Source organism: Sulfitobacter sp. 1A15299, from assembly GCF_043556915.1.
Classification (GTDB): Bacteria; Pseudomonadota; Alphaproteobacteria; order Rhodobacterales; family Rhodobacteraceae; genus Sulfitobacter.
In genome coordinates, this window is sequence record NZ_JBIFFJ010000007.1 from 32,278 (window position 1) to 54,207 (window position 21,930).

The window sequence follows — 21,930 nt, forward strand, 5'->3', positions numbered from 1 at the left end:
CGCCTGCCCGCTTCGCGCCGCATTGCTGTTGTAAAATTTGAGCCAATCCAGCTAAAACAGCGCCACTGTTTCCCGCGAACCCCGCAAACTGCCGAAAAATAACAGTTTTTAAAGTAAGGCAAGGGTGCCCCAAACCGCCCTTCGAACCCGCCAAATTCCCACAAGTTTCTCGCCCACGGTCAAAAACCGGCCCGATTGCACTGCGATAGTGGATGCAACGATGCCCGCGTGACCCGAAGAGGAACAGAGCCATGAAAAAGAACCCGCGCTTCATCAAATCCGTTGTCGAGACGGCGGCCAAGACCGACACCGTCATGCCTTGGGCCCGCGGTGCGCGCCGCGCCGCATTCATCGCCAAACGCTCCGGCAACGCCCCGGTCCGCAAGACCGCCTGAAAAGTTTCCCCCGGTACCGGTGCCACGTGCCCGGTATAGCAGACCGCCCCTCGTGACGTTGATTCGTTGCGAGGGGCGTTTTCGCCCGAATATGGCGCGCCTACCCCAGACGGGGAAACAGCCCCCCGCATTCCGCCGAGATTGGCGCGCAAAGCGCAGCACTCAGGCCGGATATTTTGACAAATCCCGCAGAACATGGCGCAGTATCCAGCAGCCCGCGCCGGTGCGTGCCGCACTGGCACCGCTGCGCCGGGCCGACACAGGGTTTTGCATGACTGAGACCGCCACCAAATCCGAAGGCCCGCCGCCCGCGCCGATGCGCAGCTACGAAGTCGCCGCGCTCCGCGCCGACGGGTCGCTCTATATCGGCCAAGACACCGCCCCCGCCGCACCGATTTTCGAAGCCGCTTTCGCGGCCTTTGCCCGCGGGACGCCGATCCAAACGGTGCAGGGCGATATTGCCATCGAGGATCTCCAGCCCGGCGACATGATCAACACAAGCACCACAGAACCGGCGCCGCTGGTCTGGATCGGGTCGAGCCGTTTCATCCCGGCGGACAGTGGACGGCTGCCCCTCATCCGCATCATGCCCGACAGTTTCGGCGAGGGGCGCCCGAGTGCCTTCCTTACCCTCGGCCCCGCCGCGCGGGTGCTTCAAACGCCGCCCCACCTGCGGGCCGCGGCGGAGGGCAATCGCCTGCTCACCACGCTGCGCGAATTCGTGGATGGGGTTAATGTGATCGAGGTCACCCCGCCAACCCCGGTGCGCCTGTTTCACATCTGCCTGTCGCGCCATGCGGTCATCAAGGCAGGCGGGCTAGAGATAGAGACCTTTCACCCCGGCGCTCAAGCGCTGCGCGAGGTGGCACCCGGCCTGCGGGATCGCTTTCTATCCATGTTTCCGCAGATCGCGCATGGGCGGGATTTCGGCCCCCTCGCCCATCCCCGCGCGCCTGAGACGGCAAAAGACCCCGCCGACAGCTGACCTCAAGGCGCGGTCGAGAGCCGCGCTTCCAACACGTCGAAGGGCACGCCGGGCTCGTCCTTGGCCCCTCGGATCACGAGGCTGGTCTTCACGCTTTCCACATTGGGCGTGGTCAGCAATTGCCCGGTCAGGAAGCTTTGAAAGCTCGACAGGTCCGGTGCCACGCATTTTAGGATGAAATCGACCTCACCGTTGAGCATATGGCACTCGCGCACCAGCGGCCAACCACGGCATTTCTCTTCGAACGCGCTTAGATCGGCCTCGGCCTGAGAGGCCAGCCCGACCATGGCAAAGACCTGCACCTCGAAGCCCAGTTCGCGGGCGTCGACATCCGCATGATAGCCTTTGATATAGCCTTGCTCTTCCAAGGTGCGCACGCGGCGCAAACAGGGCGGTGCAGAGATACCGACGCGTTTGGCCAGTTCGACATTCGTCATCCGGCCATCAGATTGCAACTCGGCCAAGATCATCCGGTCTATCGGATCTAGTCGTGTACCCGCCATAACATCCTCAGTGAATTTTCGATTCTTATAGCAGCCTGCGTGGTGCGCGCAATAAAGTTTCACACAAGCGCAATATTCTTTACCCTGACCCTTTACGTCAACCGCCCCCCGTTCACGCAGGCGTCATGACGGGGCCGCGACGGCAGGGGTTTAACGGCTGCACGGCTATCGCTATATGAGGCGGGCAATATCAATGATAGCCCGGGGGCGCCAGATGGCCGAGACACGTAAAACCAAGGTACTGATCATCGGCTCCGGCCCTGCGGGTTACACCGCCGGGGTCTATGCAAGCCGCGCCATGCTGGAGCCGATCCTCGTTCAAGGCATCGAGCCTGGCGGCCAGCTGACCACCACCACCGAGGTCGAGAACTGGCCCGGCGACAGCGAGGTGCAGGGCCCAGACCTGATGATCCGGATGCAGGAACACGCAAAGGCGATGGGGACCGAGATCATCGGCGACATCATCACCGACCTCGACCTGTCGAGCCGTCCGTTCCACGCCAAGGGCGACAGCGGCACCACCTATGTGGCCGATGCAGTGATCCTCGCCACCGGCGCCCGCGCCAAGTGGCTCGGGCTGGAGAGCGAAGAGAAGTTCAAGGGTTTCGGCGTCTCGGCCTGTGCCACCTGCGATGGGTTCTTCTACCGCGGCCAAGAGATCGTCGTGATCGGCGGCGGCAACACCGCCGTGGAAGAGGCGCTGTTCCTCACCAATTTCGCCTCCAAGGTCACGCTGATCCACCGCCGCGATGAGCTGCGCGCCGAGAAAATCCTGATCGACCGCCTGATGAAAAACCCCAAGATCGAGCCGCTGTGGTTCCACGAGCTGCACGAGGTTTACGGCACCGACAACCCGCTCGGCGTGGAAGGCGTGAAGGTCAAGCACACCAAAACCGGCGAGATCACCGACATTCCCGCCAAGGGCGTTTTTGTCGCCATCGGCCACGCGCCCGCCAACGAGTTGGTCAAGGACACGCTGGAGACCCATATGGGGGGCTATGTCGTGACCAAACCCGACAGCACCGAGACCTCGATCCCCGGCGTCTTTGCCGCCGGTGACCTGACCGACCACAAGTACCGCCAAGCGGTCACCAGCGCCGGCATGGGTTGCATGGCCGCACTTGAGGCCGAGCGTTTCCTTGCCGAAGTGGGCGATGACGAGGGCAAAGATACCTCCCTCCCGCTCGGCTACGGGGCCGAGGTGAAGGAAGACGTTTAAGTCAGACGAAGGCGCGGCGGAGATAATTCTGGTTTCCGCCGCCCCTCAGCACCCGAATTGCAGGCCACCCTCGGATCGTGGGATTTCGGCCTTTAACGGGGCGACATCCCTTAGAACTATAGACTTTTCACTGCCATTGCAGCTATGGCAGCCAGGACCGAAGCCGCCTGTTCCCTGAAGAAAAGTGATAGTCATGATGCCCAGCAACCTCACGCCGATCCCCGAACTCTACGTCTCTTACGAGTCGTCGCAAAAGCTGAAGGTGGAGGCGGGCAATCTGGTCAGCCTTGACCTCACCCCGCGCCAGATCTGCGATCTGGAACTCCTGATGAACGGCGGCTTCAACCCGCTCAAAGGGTTCTTAGGCGAAGAGGACTACGACAGCGTGGTCGAGAATATGCGGCTGGCGGACGGCTCCCTCTGGCCCATGCCGATCACCCTCGACGTGACCGAGGCTTTCGCCGAGACGCTGGAAGTGGGGCAGGACATCGCCCTGCGTGACCAAGAGGGCGTGATCCTAGCGACCATGACCGTCAGCGACCGCTGGACCCCGAACAAATCCCGCGAGGCCGAGAAAGTTTTCGGTGCGGACGACGAGGCGCATCCGGCGGTGAACTACCTGCACAACCAAGCGGGCAACGTCTATCTCGGTGGTCCGGTGACCGGCATCCAGCAGCCCGTGCACTATGATTTCCGCGCCCGCCGCGACACGCCCAACGAGTTGCGCGCCTATTTCCGCAAGCTGGGCTGGCGCCGCGTCGTGGCCTTTCAAACCCGCAACCCGCTGCACCGCGCGCATCAGGAACTCACCTTCCGCGCCGCGCGTGAAGCGCAGGCCAACCTGCTGATCCACCCCGTTGTCGGCATGACCAAACCCGGCGACGTGGACCACTTCACCCGCGTGCGCTGCTATGAGGCGGTGCTCGATAAATACCCTGCCGCCACCACCTCGATGAGCCTCTTGAACCTCGCCATGCGCATGGCTGGCCCGCGTGAGGCCGTCTGGCACGGGCTGATCCGCAAAAACCACGGCTGCACCCATTTCATCGTGGGCCGCGACCACGCTGGCCCCGGCAAGAACTCCGCCGGTGAGGATTTCTATGGCCCCTATGACGCGCAGGACCTGTTCCGCGCGCATCAGGAGGAAATGGGCATCGAAATGGTCGATTTCAAACATATGGTCTGGGTGCAGGAACGCGCTCAATATGAGGCCATGGATGAGATCAAGGACAAAGACAGCGTTACCATCCTGAACATCTCGGGCACCGAGCTGCGCCGCCGCCTGCGCGAAGGGCTGGAGATTCCTGAGTGGTTCTCCTTCCCCGAAGTCGTCAAGGAACTGCGCCGCACCTCCCCGCCGCGCTCGAAGCAGGGCTTCACCGTGTTCTTCACCGGTTTCTCCGGCTCGGGCAAATCCACTATCGCCAACGCACTGATGGTCAAGCTGATGGAGATGGGCGGCCGCCCCGTGACGCTGCTGGATGGCGATATCGTGCGCAAGAACCTTTCCTCTGAGTTGGGCTTCTCCAAAGAGCACCGCGATCTGAACATCCGCCGCATCGGCTATGTCGCGTCTGAGATCACCAAGAACGGCGGCATCGCCATTTGTGCGCCGATCGCGCCCTATGCCACCACCCGTCGCGCGGTGCGCGAAGATGTGGAGAACTTCGGCGCCTTTGTCGAGGTGCATGTCGCGACCTCTATCGAAGAGTGCGAGCGCCGCGACCGCAAGGGGCTCTACAAGCTAGCGCGCGAAGGCAAGATCGAAGAGTTCACAGGCATTTCTGACCCCTATGATGTGCCGCAGAACGCCGAACTGGTGTTGGAGACCGAGAATGTTGAGGTCGACAACTGTGCCCATCAGGTGTTGCTGAAGCTTGAGAACATGGGGCTGATCGCGGGGTAATCCGCTGAGCCTCCGCAGGATGGAAACGCAGCCCCTCGGGGCTGCGTTTTGCGTTTCGGCTCAGGCCGTCTCTGGCATGAAGACTTGGCCCGACATCACCACACGCCCCTGCCCCGCCACACGGACACCGGTGATCGCATCGCGGGGGCCAAGCACCTCAACCCCTGCCCGACCGGGGCGGCCCATGAGGTGACCTTGCTCAGCCACGAAGGCCGGGCTGTCGATCAATCCGCGCGCCCAGAGATAGGCCGCCATGGCACCCGTCGCCGAACCGGTGAAAGGGTCTTCGGCGGGGCTGGGTGGGGCCAGCAGCAGCCGCGCATAGGTATCGCCCGCCGCGGTCGCGCCTTCGAGGGTGACCCAGAAAGGCTCCATCATATCGCTGCCCTGCCCCAGATGGGCATCATAGGCCGCGAGCGCCTCGGGGTTAAGCTTCAGCCCTTCCAAGGCGGCGCGGCTGCGCAGAACGGTGATACAGAACGGCAACCCGGTGGAGACCACCTGCGGCGGCGCGATGATATCCTCGGGGGCCACGCCACCCACCTTGGCGACGAGATCGGCAGGCACTTCTTCCCCGAAAACCGGCGCGATCTGGGTCATGGCGATTTGGGAGCCGCGGACCTCAACCTCAACGATCCCCGCGCCGGTCTCCAACCGCAGCGGCCCTTCGCCGATCAGCCCGCGATGGCGCAGCGCCGCGACGGTGGCGATGGTGGGATGGCCTGCAAAGGGTATCTCACGACTGGCGAGGTAGTATTTCACCCTGAAATCCGCGACCTCCGACGGGCCGGTAAAGGTGCATTCCACGAGAGATGTCTCGCGCACATAGGCCATGCATAGCTCATCCGACAACCCTGCCCCGCCATGCACCACGGCGCAGCCATTGCCGCCGAAGACTTGGTCGGTGAAGGCATCCACCCAGTCGAAATCGAAATCCATAAGACCGCTCCCAATAAAAAGGCCGCAGCGAACTGCGGCCTTGCATCGGGCTTAGCGTATCGTCGTGCCGTGCGGCGTCAATGCACCATCACCGGGCGGTAGTCATGCTCTCGCGCCAATGAGAAGGCGAGTTTCTGATCACCGACCAGCGCCAATTGCTGCCCTTCGGCATCGTGCACGGCATAGAGAAGCTCAAGCCCCTCGGCCTGATCGCGCACCTCGCGCGGCAGATCGGCGACAGCGATGGTTTTGACATAGACCATGCGGTTGTTTCCGTGGGTGATTGCGTCTTGCATGATGTTACCCCTTCTTGATCTTGATGGTTTGAACCACCGTTTCAGGCTTGGCGCGGGTCAGGTCGACATGTAGCAGACCATTCTCCATAACCGCTTCGCCCACATCGACCCCATCGGCCAGTACGAACGAGCGCTGGAATTGACGCGCGGCGATTCCACGGTGCAGAAACACCCGGTTTTCGCCATCGTCGGACTGACGCCCACGGATCACGAGCTGTCTATCCTCAACGGTTATCGACAGATCCTGTTCCGAAAAACCCGCCACCGCCAGCGTGATGCGATAGCTGTAATCTGAGGTTTGTTCGATGTTGAACGGCGGATAGCCTTCGTTTCCGGCCTTGGCGCTGCGTTCAAGCACCCGTTCCAATTGTTCAAACCCAAGCATATGCGGGTAAGAGGCAAGCGTTAATTTCGTCATGCGACACGTCCTTATCAGGTCAAGCGACAGTGTTTCACAGGCCCCGCAACCGGCAGCCCGTTGCATTGAATATGGGGGGGCTTCGGCAAGGGCGCAAGGGCTATGCCAAATGATCTCAACCGCTTATATTCAAGGTTCAGATGCCCAACGGAATCACCTGCCCATGAATGCCCCTACCGATCTGTCGATGAAAACGGACGAAGTGCTGCGTGTCGAGCTTGAGGTCTTTCGACGGGAACATCGCGATCTGGATGACGCCATCCATGCGCTGGTCGAACGCGGCACCGGGGATCAACTGACCCTGCAACGCCTCAAGAAACGCAAACTGCGCCTCAAGGATCTGATCGCCCAGATCGAAGACCGGCTGACGCCCGATATCATCGCCTGACCCATTATCCCCATGGCCCGCGGCAATCGGCGTTGCCAGATGGGCCGTGATGGGTATAGTGCGCGCTCTGATCCACCAAGAGAAGGCCCGCAGCAATGACCACGCCCCCGGTTGGCATCATCATGGGGTCCCAGTCCGACTGGGCCACCATGCGCGAAGCAGCAGCCCTGCTGGACGAGCTTAACATCCCCTTCGAGGCGCGCATCGTCTCCGCCCATCGCACCCCGGACCGGCTTTGGGATTATGGCAAGACGGCGGTGGACCGGGGTTTGCAAGTTATCATCGCGGGCGCAGGCGGGGCGGCGCATTTGCCGGGCATGATGGCCTCCAAAACCCGCGTGCCGGTGATCGGTGTGCCGGTGCAGACCAAGGCGCTGTCGGGGGTGGATTCGCTCTATTCCATCCTGCAAATGCCGCGCGGCTTTCCGGTCGCGACCATGGCCATCGGGGCCGCAGGCGCGGCCAATGCCGCTTTGATGGCGGCGGGCATCCTTGCGCTACAGGACGCCGAACTGGCCAAGCGGCTGGACGATTGGCGCGACGCGCTCAGCGCTTCGATCCCCGAGGTGCCGCATGACTGACCCCCTGCAAACCGGCGCTATCATCGGCATTCTGGGCGGCGGTCAATTGGGCCGTATGCTTTCCGTCGCCGCCGCACGGCTTGGCTTTCGCACCCATATCTTCGAGCCGGGCGCAAACCCGCCCGCCGCCGATGTTGCCCATGCGGTGACCACCGCCCCCTATGACGACCACGAGGCGCTGGAGGCTTTCGCCCGCGCCTGTGACATCGTCACCTTCGAGTTTGAGAACATCCCCACCGAAGCGCTCGACGTGGTCGAGGCGATCACCCCGCTGCGCCCGGGCCGCGAGGCGCTGCGCATTTCCCAGGACCGGCTGACCGAGAAGACCTTCCTCGGCGATCTTGGCCTGCGCGTGGCCCCTTTCGCCGATGTGACCGACGCCGCCAGCCTGAAGGCCGCCGTGGCCCAGATCGGCACGCCTGCGATCCTCAAGACCCGGCGTTTCGGCTATGACGGCAAGGGCCAAGCGCGGCTGAAAGACGATACCGACCTCGACGCCGCCTGGGCCGAGATGAACGGCGCGCCTTCCGTGCTCGAAGGTTTCGTGAACTTCAGCGCCGAGATTTCTGTCATCGCCGCGCGCAGTGCCACGGGCGAGGTCGCTTGTTTTGACCCCGGCGAAAATGTCCACCGCGACGGCATCCTGCACACCACCACCGTGCCCGCCAAGATCAGCAATGCACAGCGCACCGACGCGGTGCTGCTCGCCGGTCGCGTGCTGAACGCGCTGGATTACGTCGGCGTCATGGGGGTCGAGCTTTTCGTCACGCCGCAGGGGCTGATCGTGAATGAGATCGCCCCCCGGGTGCATAACTCTGGCCATTGGACGCAGAACGGCTGCACCATCGACCAGTTCGAGCAGCATATTCGCGCCGTGGCCGGGTGGCCCTTGGGCGACGGGCAGCGCTATGCGGATGTGGTGATGACTAACCTCATCGGCGATGACATGGACCGCGTGCCAGAGCTCGCCCGCGCCCGCGACACGGCGCTGCATCTCTACGGCAAGGCCGAGGTCAAACCGGGCCGCAAGATGGGTCATGTCAACCAGATCACCCGCGGCTGAGGTCAGCCAAAGAACCGTTCCGCCACTGCGCCGGACATGAAGCTCACCTGCCCCGCCGCGAAAGTGGCGGCGACGCGGCCCGTGGCCTTGTCCAAGACGACGATATCGGCGCGTTTGCCGGGCGCCAGCGTGCCGCGATCCGAAAGCCCCAGCACCTGCGCCGGCCCGGATGAGACCAGCGCCCAAGCGCCCGCAAGGTCCAGCAACCCGCTCTGCGCCAGCATCAGGGCGGCGCGGCGCGGCGAGGGGTAATGATAATCCGACGCCAGCGCATGACAGAGCCCCATGCTGATCAGGTCCAGCGCCGAAAGGTTGCCGTTGTGCGACCCGCCGCGCACCACATTGGGCGCGCCCATGATGACCGCATCTCCCGCCCCATGCGCAGCCTCGGCGGCTTCCTGCGTTTCGGGGAATTCCGCCAGCGTCACGCCCCGCGCCCGCCAAAGGGCGCGGCCCTCGGCGGTCTGGTCGTCATGGCTGCCCATCTTGACGCCCCGCTGCGCCAGTTCCGCGCAGAGCCCGTCCAGCGCCGCGGGCACCTCGTCGCGCCGCGCGTGCATCTCCTGCATCTGCGCCAAATGGCTCTCCGGACTGCGCCCGGCCTTTAGCGCCTGCCCGACCAGCCGTTTCGGGGTCTTACCGGCCGCCAAACGGTCATGCGCCAAGTGATCGTTGAACACCACATAGCCCACGCCCCACTCCGCCATGCGCTGCGGCAGACTGTCGTAGAGGTCGAGCATATGGGTCTCGAACCGCAGCTGCGGGCGGATGTCGGTGACCAACTCCGGCGCGGTGTCGCGGATGCCGCTAAAGACCTGATCGGCAAACGCCAGCCCCCGCAGCCCACCTTCCCAGCTGACGAATTGGGCCAAGACCGCGGTGGTCATGCCATTGGCCGCAAGCTCCGCCTCCGCCGCGACCAACCCTTCGGACAGTTGCTTCATCGCCCCGCGACGCGGAGCCAGATGCCGCTCAAACGCGTCGCCATGCAGATCGACGATCCCCGGCAAGACCTGAAAGCCGGTCAGATCGACAGGCCGCCCCACCGGGGCATCGGCAATCACCCCACCGGCAAAAGACAGCGGCGCGCGGCTCAGCCCCTCGGGGTGAAGCACCTCTGCGTTGACGAGATCAAGGTTTGGCATCGTCCCCTCCCAACCCAGGCAGGCAGCCCGCTTCGGGGCAGCCGATCGCATTCAAGACCCCGTCGATAAAGGTCATCGACCGGTCGAAACGGCCGGTTTTCAGAAAGGCCATGGTCTGCGCGATGACGCGCGGGTTGTTCATCATGAACGTATGGGTCACCGGCAGAACGATATGGTCTTTCATCCCCGCCACACGGGTCGAGGCGACCGAGACTTTCCCGTCATCCGGCCCCGGCAAAAGGCTGGAAAAATAGGGGTTGAGCGACTGTGACCCGGCAATCACGCCCAACTCGAAAGGGACCGGCGGCAATTGGTTCGGCAGCGCCTCGGCATCGGTGCCGATCTCGGCCCCCGCGGGGCCGTTCAACCACTCGAAGGCGGGGTTCTCGACCAGTTCGTCCACCACCTCGCTTCCGTGATTGGGCGGCCCCAGCATCACCACGCGCCCGACCCGGTCGGCCCCGGCCTCGGCCACCCATTTGCGCACCAGAATACCGCCCATGGAATGGGTCACGAAATCAATCCGCGCGGTGCCGCAGGCGTCAATCGCGCGCGGCAGGGTCTGTTTGGCCAGTTCCGCGATATTGGCCTCGGTCGAAGGGTAGCCCGGGCGCACCACGCGGTAGCCTTCGGCGGCCAAGGCGGCTTCCATCACGGCAAAAGACATCTCAGTCCGGGCCAGCCCATGCAGCAAAACAACACAGCGCCCCGCCGCGTTTTCGGCCGCGGCAGGCAGGGGGATTGCCAAACAGATCGCGGCAATCAGCAGGGTGAAAGTTCTCATCATGCCCTCCAGATAGACTGATTGCCCGGACTGTGAAATGGTCTTGGCGCGTTACCTGACGAAAGTATGCCGATGCCCCGCCCTTGCCCTCGATTGGCCGCCCGCGCCGTGCTGGTGCACGAAGGCCGGCTGCTGCTGGTCAACGCCTATGCCGATGATCGGCTCGGCCTGATGTGCGCCCCCGGCGGTGGGGTAGAGGCCGGTGCCTCCCTCCCCGACAACCTGCGCCGCGAGGTTTTTGAGGAAACGGGCCTCACGATCTCGGTCGGCGCGCCCTGTCTGGTTAATGAGTTCCACGACCCCGGCGGCGATTTCCATCAGGTGGACATCTATTTCAGATGCCACATCCTCGGATCCGCCCAAATCGCCCCCGAATGGCAAGACCGGGAAGCCATCGTCACGCGGCATCAATGGGTCACTCAAGCGGAACTGGCACAAGTCCCGCACAAGCCCGATAGCCTCGGCACGGTCGCCTTTGGCCCCGAGGAGGCGGCAATCACCTACGATCCGTTGGAGCCGATTTTGCGCTGATCGCCCAGGCGATCCCGCCCAAAACCAAGGCCGTTGCGAGGACAAGCGTCAAGTTCAGCGGCTCCCCCAGCAGCAGCGCCCCGGCGAGAATCGCGATGATCGGCACGCTCAGCTGCGCCACCGCCGCCGTGCCTCCGTCGATCCGCGTCAGCACCGCATACCACAGGGCATAGCCGAGGCCCGAGGTCACCCCACCACACAGCGCGCCCAACAAAAGCCCCGTCACGCTGAAATGCGCCCCCGCAAAAGCAGGCAGGATGAGCATGAACGGCAAGCACAGCAAAAAGTTCGCCGAAGTCGCTGCCAGCGGATCGCCAGTTCTGCGACCGATGATCGTATAGGCGGCCCAGCCGATCCCCGCTAGCACCATCAGCCCGGCGCCGATTGGATTCGTGGAACCCTGCCCATCCGGCCAAAGGGCCAAAACCAATCCCGCAAAAGCCGCCGCAGCACCCGTGATCTGCCGCGCGGTGGGCGCCGCGCCAGTCAAAGCGGCGTAGGTGAACATGGTGATCTGCACCACGCCGAAGAGAATGAGCGCCCCGAGCCCCGCGTCCAACGTCAGATACGCCAGACTGAACCCGATCATATAGACAGCCAGGCTCACGGCCCCACCGATCCTGTTGCGTCGCAAAAGCGGCAGCCGCCCGCCCCGCAGCGCAACCATCACTGCCAAGACCAAAGCCCCCGCCCCGACCCGAACAAGAGCAAAGCCCGCCGGATCGATATGCCCGCCGTCGACGGCCATCCGGGTTAAAATCGAGTTCGCCGCAAAAGCGCACATGGTGAGAGCGGAAAGAAGAAAAAGCTGCATGCCATATCGCTTAGCCGCCCTCACCAGCCGCGCCAAGCGCGGATTGAATTTTGCATCGTGCCCTAACTGGGTCGTGATGATCTCCTCCTTCGCGTCGGCTGGCTTGGACGGATAGAGTGGTGCGAGCCTTGGATGACTTTAATGGCGCCAGTGGGAATGTCTTGGCTCTCCGCGGTTGCTACTTCATTGCCACCCCCTCCATACGCACGGATACAGTCGTACCACGCCCGGCCCCCGTGGATATCAAACCGGCATGGCCCCTATAGGCCGTCGCGATTTTGCGAACCAAGGCCAGCCCCAAGCCCGACCCCTCGACTTCATCGCGCGATCGCAATGTTGTCATCGGCTGGAAGACACGCTCATGATATCGCGGCGGTATTCCCGGCCCATCATCGGAAACGGTAACTATCATGGCCGCCCCTTCGGTTTTAACAACCACCTCGACCCGCCCGGAACACCGATCATGATGCTTGATCGCGTTTCCAATCAATGCGGCGAAGAGACTGTGCAAGTCCTGTTCGTCAACGCGGACACAATCGCACCCAAAGTAGTGGTCAATCTCAAAACCCTTCGGCAGCCCGACTTCCTCTACCGCGGCATCAAAGGCCTGCCGAAGCTCAACCTCAGACACATTGCGGCCCCTTCCGGCGCGCGAGTATTGAAGCAGGTCGACCAGCATCCGATCCAACCGCCGCGTATGCCGCATCATCAAGGCGATGGAACTGTGGACCGCAGGGCTTACCTCCAGCCCCGCGTCCTCAATATCCTCGGCGATCCATTCAGGCAGTTCCAACAACGCGCGAATGGAGCCGCGCAGATCGTGGCTCACCAAATGGATAAATTCCTCAGCATCCGCCCCGGGAGGCTGCGGCGGTTCGCGCGAGGGTAGCTTATGGCCTGCAGGTAGCTTTAACAGCCGCTGCGTCATATCGCGATCTCCCAGCGATCGGCGCGTGAGCGAACTACCCCGGGCGCGCGAACTAAAACTAGCGGCTCCATCAAGCGATCTCCCTCAGGAGTCGACGCGCCTCGGCCGGATATTTCGCACGCAGACGCGCCCACCTTTGTATTTGCCTTTCGCGACCAACCCGGCTGGTGATCAGCTGCCATTGCTGTGCCACCCGGGTCAGAGCCATTTTCGGCGAAACCCCGCCCTGAAGCGCCTTATCCAATCCCCTCCCCAATGTTTGGAAATACTCAGACTGTCCTTTCAGATAAAAATCCGGAATCGCCCGTTTAAGCGCCGCGCGATGCACCTCAAGAAAGGATTTTGAATAGGCCGCCTCTACCCCCAGGTCACTGTAGTGCTCATGACGAAAAGGGTCGAAAAACCCATCCGGCTGTCGAACGGCGAGTGTCGACATTGCCGGCGTGACCGCGAAGAGGGCGAATAGGTAGGCGAGTTCTTTTTGGGTCGATGCCGCGCTGATGACAAAGCTCCATCCCCAATTGAAATAGGGGATCTCGAGCAATTCCTCCCCCAACTGCCCCCCGGGGGTTGGCCCATAGACCATCCGTCCGCGCATCGACGATCGAGGAGAGTTAAGGAATTTCTGTGTTCCGCCCCAGCCAATGTTGCAAAAGACATCACCCTTCGCGTAGCGCGCCCAATTTCCAAACAGTCCAAGGCTTGAGGTTTCGGGCGCAAGGCAGTCCGTAATCGCAATCAACTCCTCCAGCGCCGCCACACCCGGGTCATCTGCGATTTGCGGGGTCATATCGGGGGTCAGCGGCCAATAGCCTTTGGCGTGAAACCGCACCCACCATTCCCATGCGAGATACCCCGGCGTGCGGAACAACAGCCCACCATATCGACCGGCCTCTGGTGCATGAAAAAACCGGATTTGCCGGTCCAATTCCTCCCAAGTTTTTGGCTGAACAAGTGGATAGCCGAAACGATCGGCGTAACGCGCTTGTTCCTCTGGATCGCGAAGCATATCGCGATGGTAGAACATCAGATAGGCGTCGCCATCTGTTTGAAAACCATAGGTTTTACCGTCGAACCTATCTCCTTCTTGGTACAGCATAGGATCGCGAAACCCCGGCGGTTCATAGCGTGCGGCGAAGCCATCCAAAGCATGGACCGCACCTGCGGCCACGAGGTCTGCAACACCAAAAGTCGCGGGCAAAGCCACGTCATATCGCGCCTCCCCAAGCACACTATTGAGCATCAGCTCCGCGTTGATCTGATCGACATGGACTTCTTGCAAGTCGACCTCGACCCCGGTCCGTTCTGTAAAGACCTTTGCGACCGGCTCCAGATTGGCCCGCGACCCTTCTGGCAACAGAACCGAAAGCGTCTTGCCGCTACCTCCCAAATTGCGGACCTGCGCGGCCACCTTTATATCGATTGCCTCCCCAAGCGCCGGTGCGGCGATCAGCATGCTGACTCCGGCTCCCAAACCGATAGAAAACTTTCGCCTTGTTAACCTGCGCCCGCATGACACGGTTCAATCCTCCGATCCGCTGCCGGGACATCGTCCCCTCTAGCTGCTGGTTTAAGGCCAAGGCGATTAACATTGCGTTAATCGGTCCCCGCTATTCAGATGACATGAAAACGATGCATCTACCTTGGCGACTGCTACAACTTTTCGGCAGCCGCATCAGCACCCGGCTCCGGGCGGCATTTCTTCTCGTAGCCGCTATCATTGGTCTGGCGGGTTGGATTGCTACAGGGCAAATGCGCGCTGTCTTGGCCAGCCATGCTCACCTAAGCCAAGCAGCGCTGCCGATGTTGGCCGTGTCCCAACAGATCGAGCGGTCATTGAATGGCGTATTTCTTTTAATAGAACAGTTAAATCAACAAGGTAACGCCGCCTCATCCTCCGCTCTCAGCCGGGAAATCGGGGCAAAGATAAGCAAGATCTCCAAGCTCTTAGATGACGTGTCGAGGTCGGAGATCGCGCCCCCCTTGGCAGCCCGGTTGGAAAAGCGTCTGGAGATGGCGCGGCGCGCGACGAATGCGACGGTTGTCAGCCTTCAGGAGATGCGGCATGCGGAGGCAAAGATCGCATCGACTCTCGATCTAGTCGAGCAAATTCAAGAGCATAGTCACATCATGATTGATGACCTGGCCTATCGGCTTTCAAGGCAAACCGAAGCTTTTAGGCCTCCGAGCTCCGGCCAGATCCAAAATCCTACGTCCCGCTTTCCAGACCTGCTGTTAAGTGCGGTCAATTTGAATGACATTCGGCTCAGTCTCGATACGCTCATCAACGTCGTTATGTCGCAGGGGTTAGAAAACCAACCCTTTCAATTCGAGCGTGCGAAACTGCTTGTCGAAGAACATCTTCAGGATGCCATCACTCGATTACCACGCATCCACGATACGGCCAGCAGGCAGTCACTAGCCCGCCAAATTGATGCCCTGCGCGACGAACTGCTTGGCCCCGAAACCGGTTTTTTCGCCCATACAAAGGCCCGCCTGCAGTTTCACAACAACTTTGAAACGCTGCGCGCGGAACACTTGCCCATGATCGTGGAAATCTCCGATATTTCCTCCGATCTGACCCAGAATACCCTAGAACGGGTGGATGCTGCGACGGCGGCTCTACGGGATACCATCAACCGGGTCATTTGGACGGTGGGCCTCACCATCGCCGCTGCTTTCCTCGTGATTGCTCTGACCAACGGCTTGGTTATCGAACGGCAGTTTAACCGGCGCATCAGACGCTTGACCGAGTCAGTGACCGCGATCGCTCGGGGGAACCTCGACCATCCGATTACCGTGAGAGGCCGGGACGAACTTGGAGAGATGGCGCGCGCGTTGACCGTCTTCCGCACCACGGCGGAGGAGCTGCGGCGCTCGAATATCGAACTGGAGAAATTCGCCTATATCGCTGCGCACGACCTGCGTTCACCCCTCCGGGCTGTGCATGAATTGAGCCTTTGGGTGCTGGAGGACGAGGACAACGCGCTAAGCGCCGATAGCCGAAGTTATTTGCTGATGTCTCAACAACGGATCGACCGGCTAAACCGTCTTTTGGCCGATCTTTTGGACTACGCTCGCGCAGGGCAGGACCAGCCTGCGCCGGAGCCCGTGCATCTTGGCCGTTTGGTTGCCGAGCTCGCCCGCTACATCGATACCGAAGGCCGTTTCAAAGTCACCTTTACCGGGGCGGAGCAGGTCGTCGATGCGCAACTCACACCCTTGCAGCAAATCTTGGGCAATCTCATCTCGAATGCGATCAAACACCATGACCGGGATCATGGGACGATCCATATCAGTGCGGAAAAGAGGCGGGACCGTCTGGTTTTGACCATCCGCGATGATGGGCCGGGCATAGAGCTTCGACACCAGGGGAAAATATTCGAACTGTTCCAAACCCTTAAACCCCGCGATGAAGTCGAGGGGAGCGGCCTGGGCCTTGCCATCGTGAGCAAGCTCGCGTCCCACCAAAAAGGCAAGGTCACGCTAATTTCCAATCCCATCAAAGCGCGCGGCGCAACCTTTGTGGTCGAACTTCCCTTGGTTTTACCACCGCCTCAAACCCTGCCCGTGGCGGCGGCCGCGTGAAAGAAGTCGGAAAGGAATATCGGATGAAAACGACGCCCGCGAAATTTCTTATCGTCGATGATGACAAAGTCAGCGTGATGGCCATGCAACGCGCAATGCGCAAGTTGAAGATCGTTAACGAGACGGCGGTTTGCCATGACGGACAACAAGCGCTTGAGTTTTTGGCAGAGGAAGTGAAACGGCATGGGCGTTTGCCACCCTATATCATCACGCTCGACCTGAATATGCCGCGCATGGGCGGGCTTGAATTTTTGGAAGTCGTCCGGGCCGATCCCGCCTTGGAGCGTATGGTGGTTTTCGTCTTCACCACCTCCGATATGCCCACGGACGTGCAATCGGCCTATAGCAAAAATGTCGCGGGCTATATCGTGAAGGAGAACCCGTCAGAGACCTTTGCCAATGCGCTCGACATGCTGAACACCTATGCGCGGATCGTAGAGCTGCCCAGTTGACCCGATCAGAACCGGACAAGCCACAGATGGCAGCCCCGGTGAACGCAAAGAGGCGCGCCATTGCTGGCGCGCCTCCGAAACTTCAGCCGAAAGGGCTGGCTTACATCATGCCGCCCATGCCGCCCATGTCGGGCATGCCGCCTGCGGGGGCTGCGCCCTCTTTGGCGGGCTTGTCGGCAACCATCGCTTCGGTGGTGATCAGCAGACCTGCGATCGAAGCTGCGTCTTGCAGTGCGGTGCGCACCACTTTCGCAGGGTCGATGACGCCGAACTTGAACATGTCGCCATATTCTTCGGTCTGGGCGTTGAAGCCGAACTTCAGGTCGTCGCTTTCGCGGATTTTGCCAGCAACAACCGAACCGTCCACACCAGCGTTCTCAGCGATCTGACGCAGCGGCGCTTCCAGCGCCTTGCGGACGATGGAGATACCGACGTTCTGGTCGTTGTTGTCGCCTGTGAGGCCTTCCAGCTTCTTGGCGCCTTGCACCAGAGCCACACCACCGCCAACGACGATGCCTTCTTGAACAGCGGCACGTGTCGCGTTCAGGGCGTCGTCAACGCGGTCTTTGCGCTCTTTCACTTCGACTTCGGTCATGCCGCCAACGCGGATCACGGCAACACCGCCTGCCAGTTTGGCAACACGCTCTTGCAGCTTCTCACGGTCGTAGTCGGAGGTGGTCTCTTCGATCTGGTTGCGGATCTGAGCAACACGTGCTTCGATCTCGGCCTTCTCGCCAGCGCCGTCGACAACGGTGGTCTCGTCCTTGGTGATCGACACTTTCTTGGCCGAACCCAGCATGTCCATGGTCACGGACTCGAGCTTCATGCCGAGGTCTTCGGAGATCACTTGACCACCGGTCAGAACCGCGAGGTCTTGCAGCATCGCTTTGCGACGGTCACCGAAGCCCGGCGCCTTCACAGCAGCAATTTTCAGACCGCCACGCAGCTTGTTCACCACGAGGGTCGCCAGGGCTTCGCCCTCAACGTCTTCGGCGATGATCAGAAGCGGCTTCTGGGACTGGATTACCTGCTCGAGCAGCGGCACCATCGGCTGAAGGCTCGACAGTTTCTTCTCGTGCAGCAGGATGATCGCGTCTTCCAGCTCGACAGTCATCTTGTCGGAGTTGGTGACGAAATAGGGGCTCAGGTAGCCACGGTCGAACTGCATGCCTTCGACGACATCGGTCTCGGTTTCCAGACCTTTGTTCTCTTCGACGGTGATCACGCCTTCGTTGCCGACTTTCTGCATCGCATCCGCGATCTGGCGGCCGATTTCACGCTCGCCGTTGGCGGAGATGGTGCCAACCTGCGCGACTTCGTCGCTGTCGGACACGTCGCGTGCAGCGGCTTTGATCGCCTCGACGACCTTGGCAGTCGCCAGATCAATCCCGCGCTTGAGGTCCATCGGGTTCATGCCAGCGGCAACCGATTTCATGCCTTCGCGCACGATGGCCTGGGCCAGAACGGTCGCGGTGGTGGTGCCGTCACCGGCTTCGTCATTGGTCCGGGAAGCGACTTCCTTGACCATCTGCGCGCCCATGTTCTCGAACTTGTCTTCCAGTTCGATTTCCTTCGCCACGGAAACACCGTCTTTGGTGATGCGCGGTGCGCCGAAGGATTTGTCCAGAACCACGTTCCGGCCCTTGGGGCCGAGGGTGACTTTCACCGCGTCGGCAAGGATGTTAACACCCTTGAGCATCCGGTTGCGGGCATCGGTGTCAAATTTGACGTCCTTAGCAGCCATGTTGTCTTCTCCTAAAATCTTGGATTGATGTCAGCGTTTTCAAAGGGTCGGCAAGCCGGGTGGCTTACGCGATGATCCCCATGATGTCGCTTTCTTTCATCATCAGCATTTCTTCGCCGTCGACGGTGACCTCTGTGCCGGACCATTTGCCGAACAGGATTTTGTCGCCGGGTGCGACGGCCATTTCGATCAGCTCGCCGTTGTCTTTACGGGCGCCGGTGCCGACAGCCACGACTTCACCTTCGGAAGGCTTTTCCTTGGCGGAATCGGGGATGATCAGCCCGCCGGCGGTTTTCTCTTCGCTTTCTGTGCGCTTGACCAGCACACGGTCATGAAGCGGTTTCAATGCCATCTTTGCAGCTCCTTAAGGCTCAAAGTTACTCTTCCAAGCCACCCCCTCCGGGCGAGGGGTGCAGCCGTTAGCACTCGACCCATGTGAGTGATAACGATGCATAGCTAAGGAGCGGCCCGCGGCCTGTCAACAATGGTGTCGAAAAATTTTGAGCGCATTGGAACCATTACCCGGCCCCCAAAACGCGCCCCGCAGTCGCCACGGCCTCGCCCCCCTTTGGGGTCAGCCCGTATATGCCTTTGTCGACCTTTTCAAACCAACCATAGTGATCGTCCCGCATCATGCGGGTCGCCGCCGAGACGCCGGTCGCGCGGGCCACATCCGCGCCTTTGCTGGCGCCCGCCTCAAACAGGTAGAGCGCGAGCTTCAGCGCATCCTGTCGGTAAGCCGTCACCAACCCCGCGCGGATTTGGCCACCGTCGTTCGGATCGCCCTGCCGCCGGGCAAACTCGCGCAAGAGCAGCGCCGCCCGTTTGGCATTCTTGCGCGGCGCATAGGGGCCGGGATCGCAATGCACCTCGACCAGCCCATCCGACAGCCGCACGGTGATTAGCCCCAGCCCCAACCGCCGCGCCAGCGTGACGTTGTCCTTCACCGCCTTGGCAAAGCGTTTGCCCGGTTGACGGGCCACGGCCAGATAGACATCATCCGCCACTTTCAACCGCGCCAGACATTGATGGAACAGCGCCAACGAAAAGCCGAGTTTCAGTTCCACCACCACCGGCGGTTCCCCCCCGCGCAGCGCGACCACATCCGCCGCGCCGACTTCGGCCTTCACCACATAGCCCTGATCTTCAAGGAAGGCTTTGATCGGCGGGTAAAGATCGGTTTCGCGCGGATTGCTCATGGCGCGCAACTTGCCCCATCGCGCGGCGCTATGCAAAGGGCGTCGCAGCTTGAAAACGCCGCGCTATCCGCAAGGAAACGCACGCGGGCCGGGGCTCCTGCCCTCCCGCGCAATGCCGCATTGCAGCGCGCGCAGGTGACAAGCCTATTCAACCTGCTATAAGGCGCGCAAATCCACCCGAACAGACAGGACCGCCCCATGACAACGCTTGTTTTTGGCCATAAATCCCCCGACACCGACAGCACCGGCAGCCCGATCGTTTGGGCATGGTATCTCAATGAGATCAAAGGCATCCCCGCCAAACCCGTCCTGCTGGGCGAGCCGAATACCGAAGCGCTCTTCGTGCTCGACAAATGGAACCTCGAAAAGCCCGAAATCCTGACTGAGCTTGAGGCCGACACCAAGGTTGTCATCGTCGACACCAACAACCCCGCCGAACTGCCCGACAACATCAATGACGCCGACATCACCGGCATCATTGACCACCACCGTCTGGTGGCAGGGCTTGAGACACGCGGCCCAATCGAGATCAACATCCAGCCGCTCGCCTGCACCGCGACGATCATGTACAAGATGATCGGCAAGGATTGGGCGCAGGCCCCGCGCGGGGTAAAGGCCGCGGCCCTGTCCTGCATCCTGTCGGACACGCTTGAGTTCCGCAGCCCCACCACCACCCAGGAAGACCGCGCCATCGCCCATGACATTGCGCAGGATCTCGGCGTCGATATCACGGATTACGCGGCCGAAATGTTCGCCGCGAAATCTGATGTCTCTGCCTTCAGCGAAGCGGAACTGCTGCGCATGGACAGCAAGGGCTTCGACCTTGACGGCACCAACCTGCGCGTGAGTGTGTTGGAAACCACCTCCCCCGCGCCGCTGTTGGAGCGTAAGGACGCGCTGATGGCCGAGATGCCCAAAGTGGCCGAAGCCGACGGTGCCGCGCAGGTGCTTTTGTTCATCGTCGACATTCTGAAAGAAGAGGCGACCCTTTTGGTGCCCAACGACATGGTCAAACACATCGCCGAGCAGAGCTTCGGCGCTGAGGTCTCCGGCGACACGGTCGTGCTGCCCGGTGTGATGAGCCGCAAAAAGCAGATCATCCCGAACCTCAAGATGTAAGCCAAACGGGCGGGCCAAGTGCCCGCCCTCACTTTTTGAAAGGCCGCCCCATGACCCGCATTATCTCTGCCCTGCCCGACGTATCCGATCAATATGACGCGCTTTTCGTCGATCTTTGGGGCTGCGTGCATGACGGGCGCAAAGCGCTGCCCGCGGCGGTGGCGGCCTTGCAGGCCTATCGCAAGACCGGCGGCAAGGTCGTCTTGGTCACCAACTCCCCCCGCCCCCGCGGGGGCGTGGAGAAACAGTTGCAGCAATTCGGCGTGCCGCAAGACGCATGGGACAGCATCGCCACCTCCGGCGATTCCGCGCGCTCGGCGATGTTCCGGGGGGCCGTGGGCGAAAAGGTCTGGTTCATCGGCCATCCCGGAGAGCGCAAGTTTTTCGAACCGCTGACCATTCTGAAAGACCCGATCGAGATCGAGACCGTCCCGCTGGCGCAGGCCGAGGGCATCGTCTGCACCGGCCCCGTCGATGCCATGGCCGATCCGGAGGTTATGCGCCCCGAGTTTGAGCAGGCCATCGCCCGCGGGCTGAAGCTGCTCTGCGCCAACCCCGATATCGTGGTCGACCGGGGCGAGGTGCGCGAATGGTGCGCCGGGGCGCTGGCCAAGCTCTATACGGAAATGGGGGGCGAAAGCCTCTATTTCGGCAAGCCCCACGCCCCGATCTATGACCTCGCCCGCCGCCGCCTTGCCGCGCTTGAGGTCGACATCCCCGACAGTCGCATCCTCGCTATCGGCGACGGCATTCAGACAGATGTCAAAGGCGCGATGGACGAAGGAATCGATTCGCTCTTCATCACCGGGGGGCTGGCCGCGGCGGAAACCGCCACGACCGAGCAGCCAGACGAAGCCAAACTCCGCGCCTATCTCGACCGCGAAGCATCGGCCCCGACCTATGCCATCGGGTTCCTGCGCTAACCCAGAAAGA

At 61.6% G+C, this 21,930-nt stretch carries 24 protein-coding genes; 12 read left to right on the plus strand and 12 right to left on the minus strand.

The window, feature by feature from the left end; translation table 11 throughout:
- Window positions 1-251: 251 nt before the first annotated feature.
- On the plus strand, window positions 252-395 hold the full coding sequence (locus tag ACGYK7_RS10045; RefSeq protein WP_169306083.1) for a hypothetical protein: 144 nt from the start codon (window positions 252-254) through the stop codon (window positions 393-395).
- A 271-nt stretch (window positions 396-666) separates the two neighbouring features.
- Window positions 667-1,380: a Hint domain-containing protein gene (locus ACGYK7_RS10050; protein WP_394401727.1), complete on the plus strand. Its 714-nt coding sequence runs from the start codon at window positions 667-669 to the stop codon at window positions 1,378-1,380.
- 2 nt (window positions 1,381-1,382) lie between these two features.
- On the opposite strand, the gene ACGYK7_RS10055 is transcribed toward ACGYK7_RS10050, so the two are convergent.
- A complete protein-coding gene (locus ACGYK7_RS10055; protein ID WP_067267317.1) occupies window positions 1,383-1,883 on the minus strand; it encodes an Lrp/AsnC family transcriptional regulator in 501 nt (166 codons plus the stop codon).
- 214 nt (window positions 1,884-2,097) lie between these two features.
- On the opposite strand from ACGYK7_RS10055, the gene trxB reads away from it, so the two are divergent.
- A complete protein-coding gene (gene trxB, locus ACGYK7_RS10060) occupies window positions 2,098-3,102 on the plus strand; it encodes a thioredoxin-disulfide reductase (RefSeq protein ID WP_394401730.1) in 1,005 nt (334 codons plus the stop codon).
- A gap of 193 nt (window positions 3,103-3,295) precedes the next feature.
- Window positions 3,296-5,008: a bifunctional sulfate adenylyltransferase/adenylylsulfate kinase gene (locus tag ACGYK7_RS10065; RefSeq protein ID WP_394401732.1), complete on the plus strand. Its 1,713-nt coding sequence runs from the start codon at window positions 3,296-3,298 to the stop codon at window positions 5,006-5,008.
- 60 nt (window positions 5,009-5,068) lie between these two features.
- Here the strand turns inward: ACGYK7_RS10065 and ACGYK7_RS10070 are convergent, their stop codons facing one another.
- The 3 genes from ACGYK7_RS10070 to ACGYK7_RS10080 form a co-directional block, all read right to left on the minus strand.
- Window positions 5,069-5,947, minus strand: a complete 879-nt coding sequence (locus tag ACGYK7_RS10070) for a PhzF family phenazine biosynthesis protein (RefSeq protein WP_394401735.1) — start codon at window positions 5,945-5,947, stop codon at window positions 5,069-5,071.
- Between the two features lie 77 nt (window positions 5,948-6,024).
- Complete coding sequence (locus ACGYK7_RS10075) at window positions 6,025-6,243, minus strand: DUF1150 family protein (protein WP_394401738.1); 219 nt, start codon at window positions 6,241-6,243, stop codon at window positions 6,025-6,027.
- A gap of 4 nt (window positions 6,244-6,247) precedes the next feature.
- Window positions 6,248-6,661: an Hsp20 family protein gene (locus tag ACGYK7_RS10080; protein WP_394401741.1), complete on the minus strand. Its 414-nt coding sequence runs from the start codon at window positions 6,659-6,661 to the stop codon at window positions 6,248-6,250.
- 163 nt (window positions 6,662-6,824) lie between these two features.
- On the opposite strand from ACGYK7_RS10080, the gene ACGYK7_RS10085 reads away from it, so the two are divergent.
- The 3 genes from ACGYK7_RS10085 to ACGYK7_RS10095 all read left to right on the plus strand — a co-directional run bounded on the left by ACGYK7_RS10085 (window position 6,825) and on the right by ACGYK7_RS10095 (window position 8,693).
- Window positions 6,825-7,049 (plus strand): YdcH family protein, encoded by a 225-nt coding sequence (locus ACGYK7_RS10085; RefSeq protein ID WP_067267347.1) that lies wholly within the window; start codon window positions 6,825-6,827, stop codon window positions 7,047-7,049.
- Between the two features lie 95 nt (window positions 7,050-7,144).
- Window positions 7,145-7,630: a 5-(carboxyamino)imidazole ribonucleotide mutase gene (gene purE / locus ACGYK7_RS10090; RefSeq protein ID WP_394401744.1), complete on the plus strand. Its 486-nt coding sequence runs from the start codon at window positions 7,145-7,147 to the stop codon at window positions 7,628-7,630.
- On the plus strand, window positions 7,623-8,693 hold the full coding sequence (locus tag ACGYK7_RS10095) for a 5-(carboxyamino)imidazole ribonucleotide synthase (RefSeq protein WP_394401746.1): 1,071 nt from the start codon (window positions 7,623-7,625) through the stop codon (window positions 8,691-8,693). The genes purE and ACGYK7_RS10095 overlap by 8 nt, the downstream gene beginning before the upstream one ends.
- A 2-nt stretch (window positions 8,694-8,695) precedes the next feature.
- On the opposite strand, the gene ACGYK7_RS10100 is transcribed toward ACGYK7_RS10095, so the two are convergent.
- Both ACGYK7_RS10100 and ACGYK7_RS10105 read right to left on the minus strand, forming a co-directional pair.
- Window positions 8,696-9,838: an alpha-D-ribose 1-methylphosphonate 5-triphosphate diphosphatase gene (locus tag ACGYK7_RS10100; protein ID WP_394401749.1), complete on the minus strand. Its 1,143-nt coding sequence runs from the start codon at window positions 9,836-9,838 to the stop codon at window positions 8,696-8,698.
- The gene (locus ACGYK7_RS10105) at window positions 9,825-10,622 is read right to left on the minus strand and encodes an esterase/lipase family protein (protein WP_394401752.1); all 798 of its coding nucleotides are present in this window, start codon (window positions 10,620-10,622) and stop codon (window positions 9,825-9,827) included. The genes ACGYK7_RS10100 and ACGYK7_RS10105 overlap by 14 nt, the downstream gene beginning before the upstream one ends.
- Window positions 10,623-10,688: 66 nt before the next feature.
- Here ACGYK7_RS10105 and ACGYK7_RS10110 point away from each other — a divergent pair, with 66 nt between their 5' ends.
- Window positions 10,689-11,153: an NUDIX domain-containing protein gene (locus tag ACGYK7_RS10110; RefSeq protein WP_394401755.1), complete on the plus strand. Its 465-nt coding sequence runs from the start codon at window positions 10,689-10,691 to the stop codon at window positions 11,151-11,153.
- Here the strand turns inward: ACGYK7_RS10110 and ACGYK7_RS10115 are convergent.
- From ACGYK7_RS10115 to ACGYK7_RS10125, 3 genes are all read right to left on the minus strand, one after another.
- Window positions 11,119-11,967 (minus strand): DMT family transporter, encoded by an 849-nt coding sequence (locus ACGYK7_RS10115; protein WP_394401758.1) that lies wholly within the window; start codon window positions 11,965-11,967, stop codon window positions 11,119-11,121. The genes ACGYK7_RS10110 and ACGYK7_RS10115 overlap by 35 nt on opposite strands.
- Before the next feature lie 178 nt (window positions 11,968-12,145).
- Window positions 12,146-12,895, minus strand: coding sequence for an ATP-binding protein (locus ACGYK7_RS10120; protein ID WP_394401760.1), 750 nt, complete (start codon window positions 12,893-12,895; stop codon window positions 12,146-12,148).
- Between the two features lie 70 nt (window positions 12,896-12,965).
- On the minus strand, window positions 12,966-14,351 hold the full coding sequence (locus tag ACGYK7_RS10125; RefSeq protein ID WP_394401763.1) for an ABC transporter substrate-binding protein: 1,386 nt from the start codon (window positions 14,349-14,351) through the stop codon (window positions 12,966-12,968).
- 56 nt (window positions 14,352-14,407) lie between these two features.
- On the opposite strand from ACGYK7_RS10125, the gene ACGYK7_RS10130 reads away from it, so the two are divergent.
- The gene (locus ACGYK7_RS10130) at window positions 14,408-16,483 is read left to right on the plus strand and encodes an ATP-binding protein (RefSeq protein WP_394401765.1); all 2,076 of its coding nucleotides are present in this window, start codon (window positions 14,408-14,410) and stop codon (window positions 16,481-16,483) included.
- Window positions 16,484-16,506: 23 nt separating this feature from the next.
- Window positions 16,507-16,935: a response regulator gene (locus ACGYK7_RS10135; RefSeq protein WP_067267334.1), complete on the plus strand. Its 429-nt coding sequence runs from the start codon at window positions 16,507-16,509 to the stop codon at window positions 16,933-16,935.
- Between the two features lie 100 nt (window positions 16,936-17,035).
- Here ACGYK7_RS10135 and groL read toward each other — a convergent pair whose 3' ends face one another.
- From groL to ACGYK7_RS10150, 3 genes are all read right to left on the minus strand, one after another.
- Window positions 17,036-18,679, minus strand: coding sequence for a chaperonin GroEL (gene groL, locus ACGYK7_RS10140; protein WP_394401766.1), 1,644 nt, complete (start codon window positions 18,677-18,679; stop codon window positions 17,036-17,038).
- A gap of 64 nt (window positions 18,680-18,743) precedes the next feature.
- Window positions 18,744-19,031: a co-chaperone GroES gene (groES, locus tag ACGYK7_RS10145; RefSeq protein WP_067267338.1), complete on the minus strand. Its 288-nt coding sequence runs from the start codon at window positions 19,029-19,031 to the stop codon at window positions 18,744-18,746.
- A gap of 166 nt (window positions 19,032-19,197) precedes the next feature.
- Window positions 19,198-19,878, minus strand: coding sequence for a DUF2161 domain-containing phosphodiesterase (locus tag ACGYK7_RS10150; RefSeq protein WP_394401769.1), 681 nt, complete (start codon window positions 19,876-19,878; stop codon window positions 19,198-19,200).
- A 198-nt stretch (window positions 19,879-20,076) separates the two neighbouring features.
- Between ACGYK7_RS10150 and ACGYK7_RS10155 the strand changes: the two genes are divergently transcribed.
- Window positions 20,077-20,997: a manganese-dependent inorganic pyrophosphatase gene (locus ACGYK7_RS10155; RefSeq protein ID WP_394401772.1), complete on the plus strand. Its 921-nt coding sequence runs from the start codon at window positions 20,077-20,079 to the stop codon at window positions 20,995-20,997.
- A 50-nt stretch (window positions 20,998-21,047) separates the two neighbouring features.
- Window positions 21,048-21,920: a TIGR01459 family HAD-type hydrolase gene (locus ACGYK7_RS10160; protein ID WP_394401774.1), complete on the plus strand. Its 873-nt coding sequence runs from the start codon at window positions 21,048-21,050 to the stop codon at window positions 21,918-21,920.
- Window positions 21,921-21,930 lie beyond the last annotated feature (10 nt).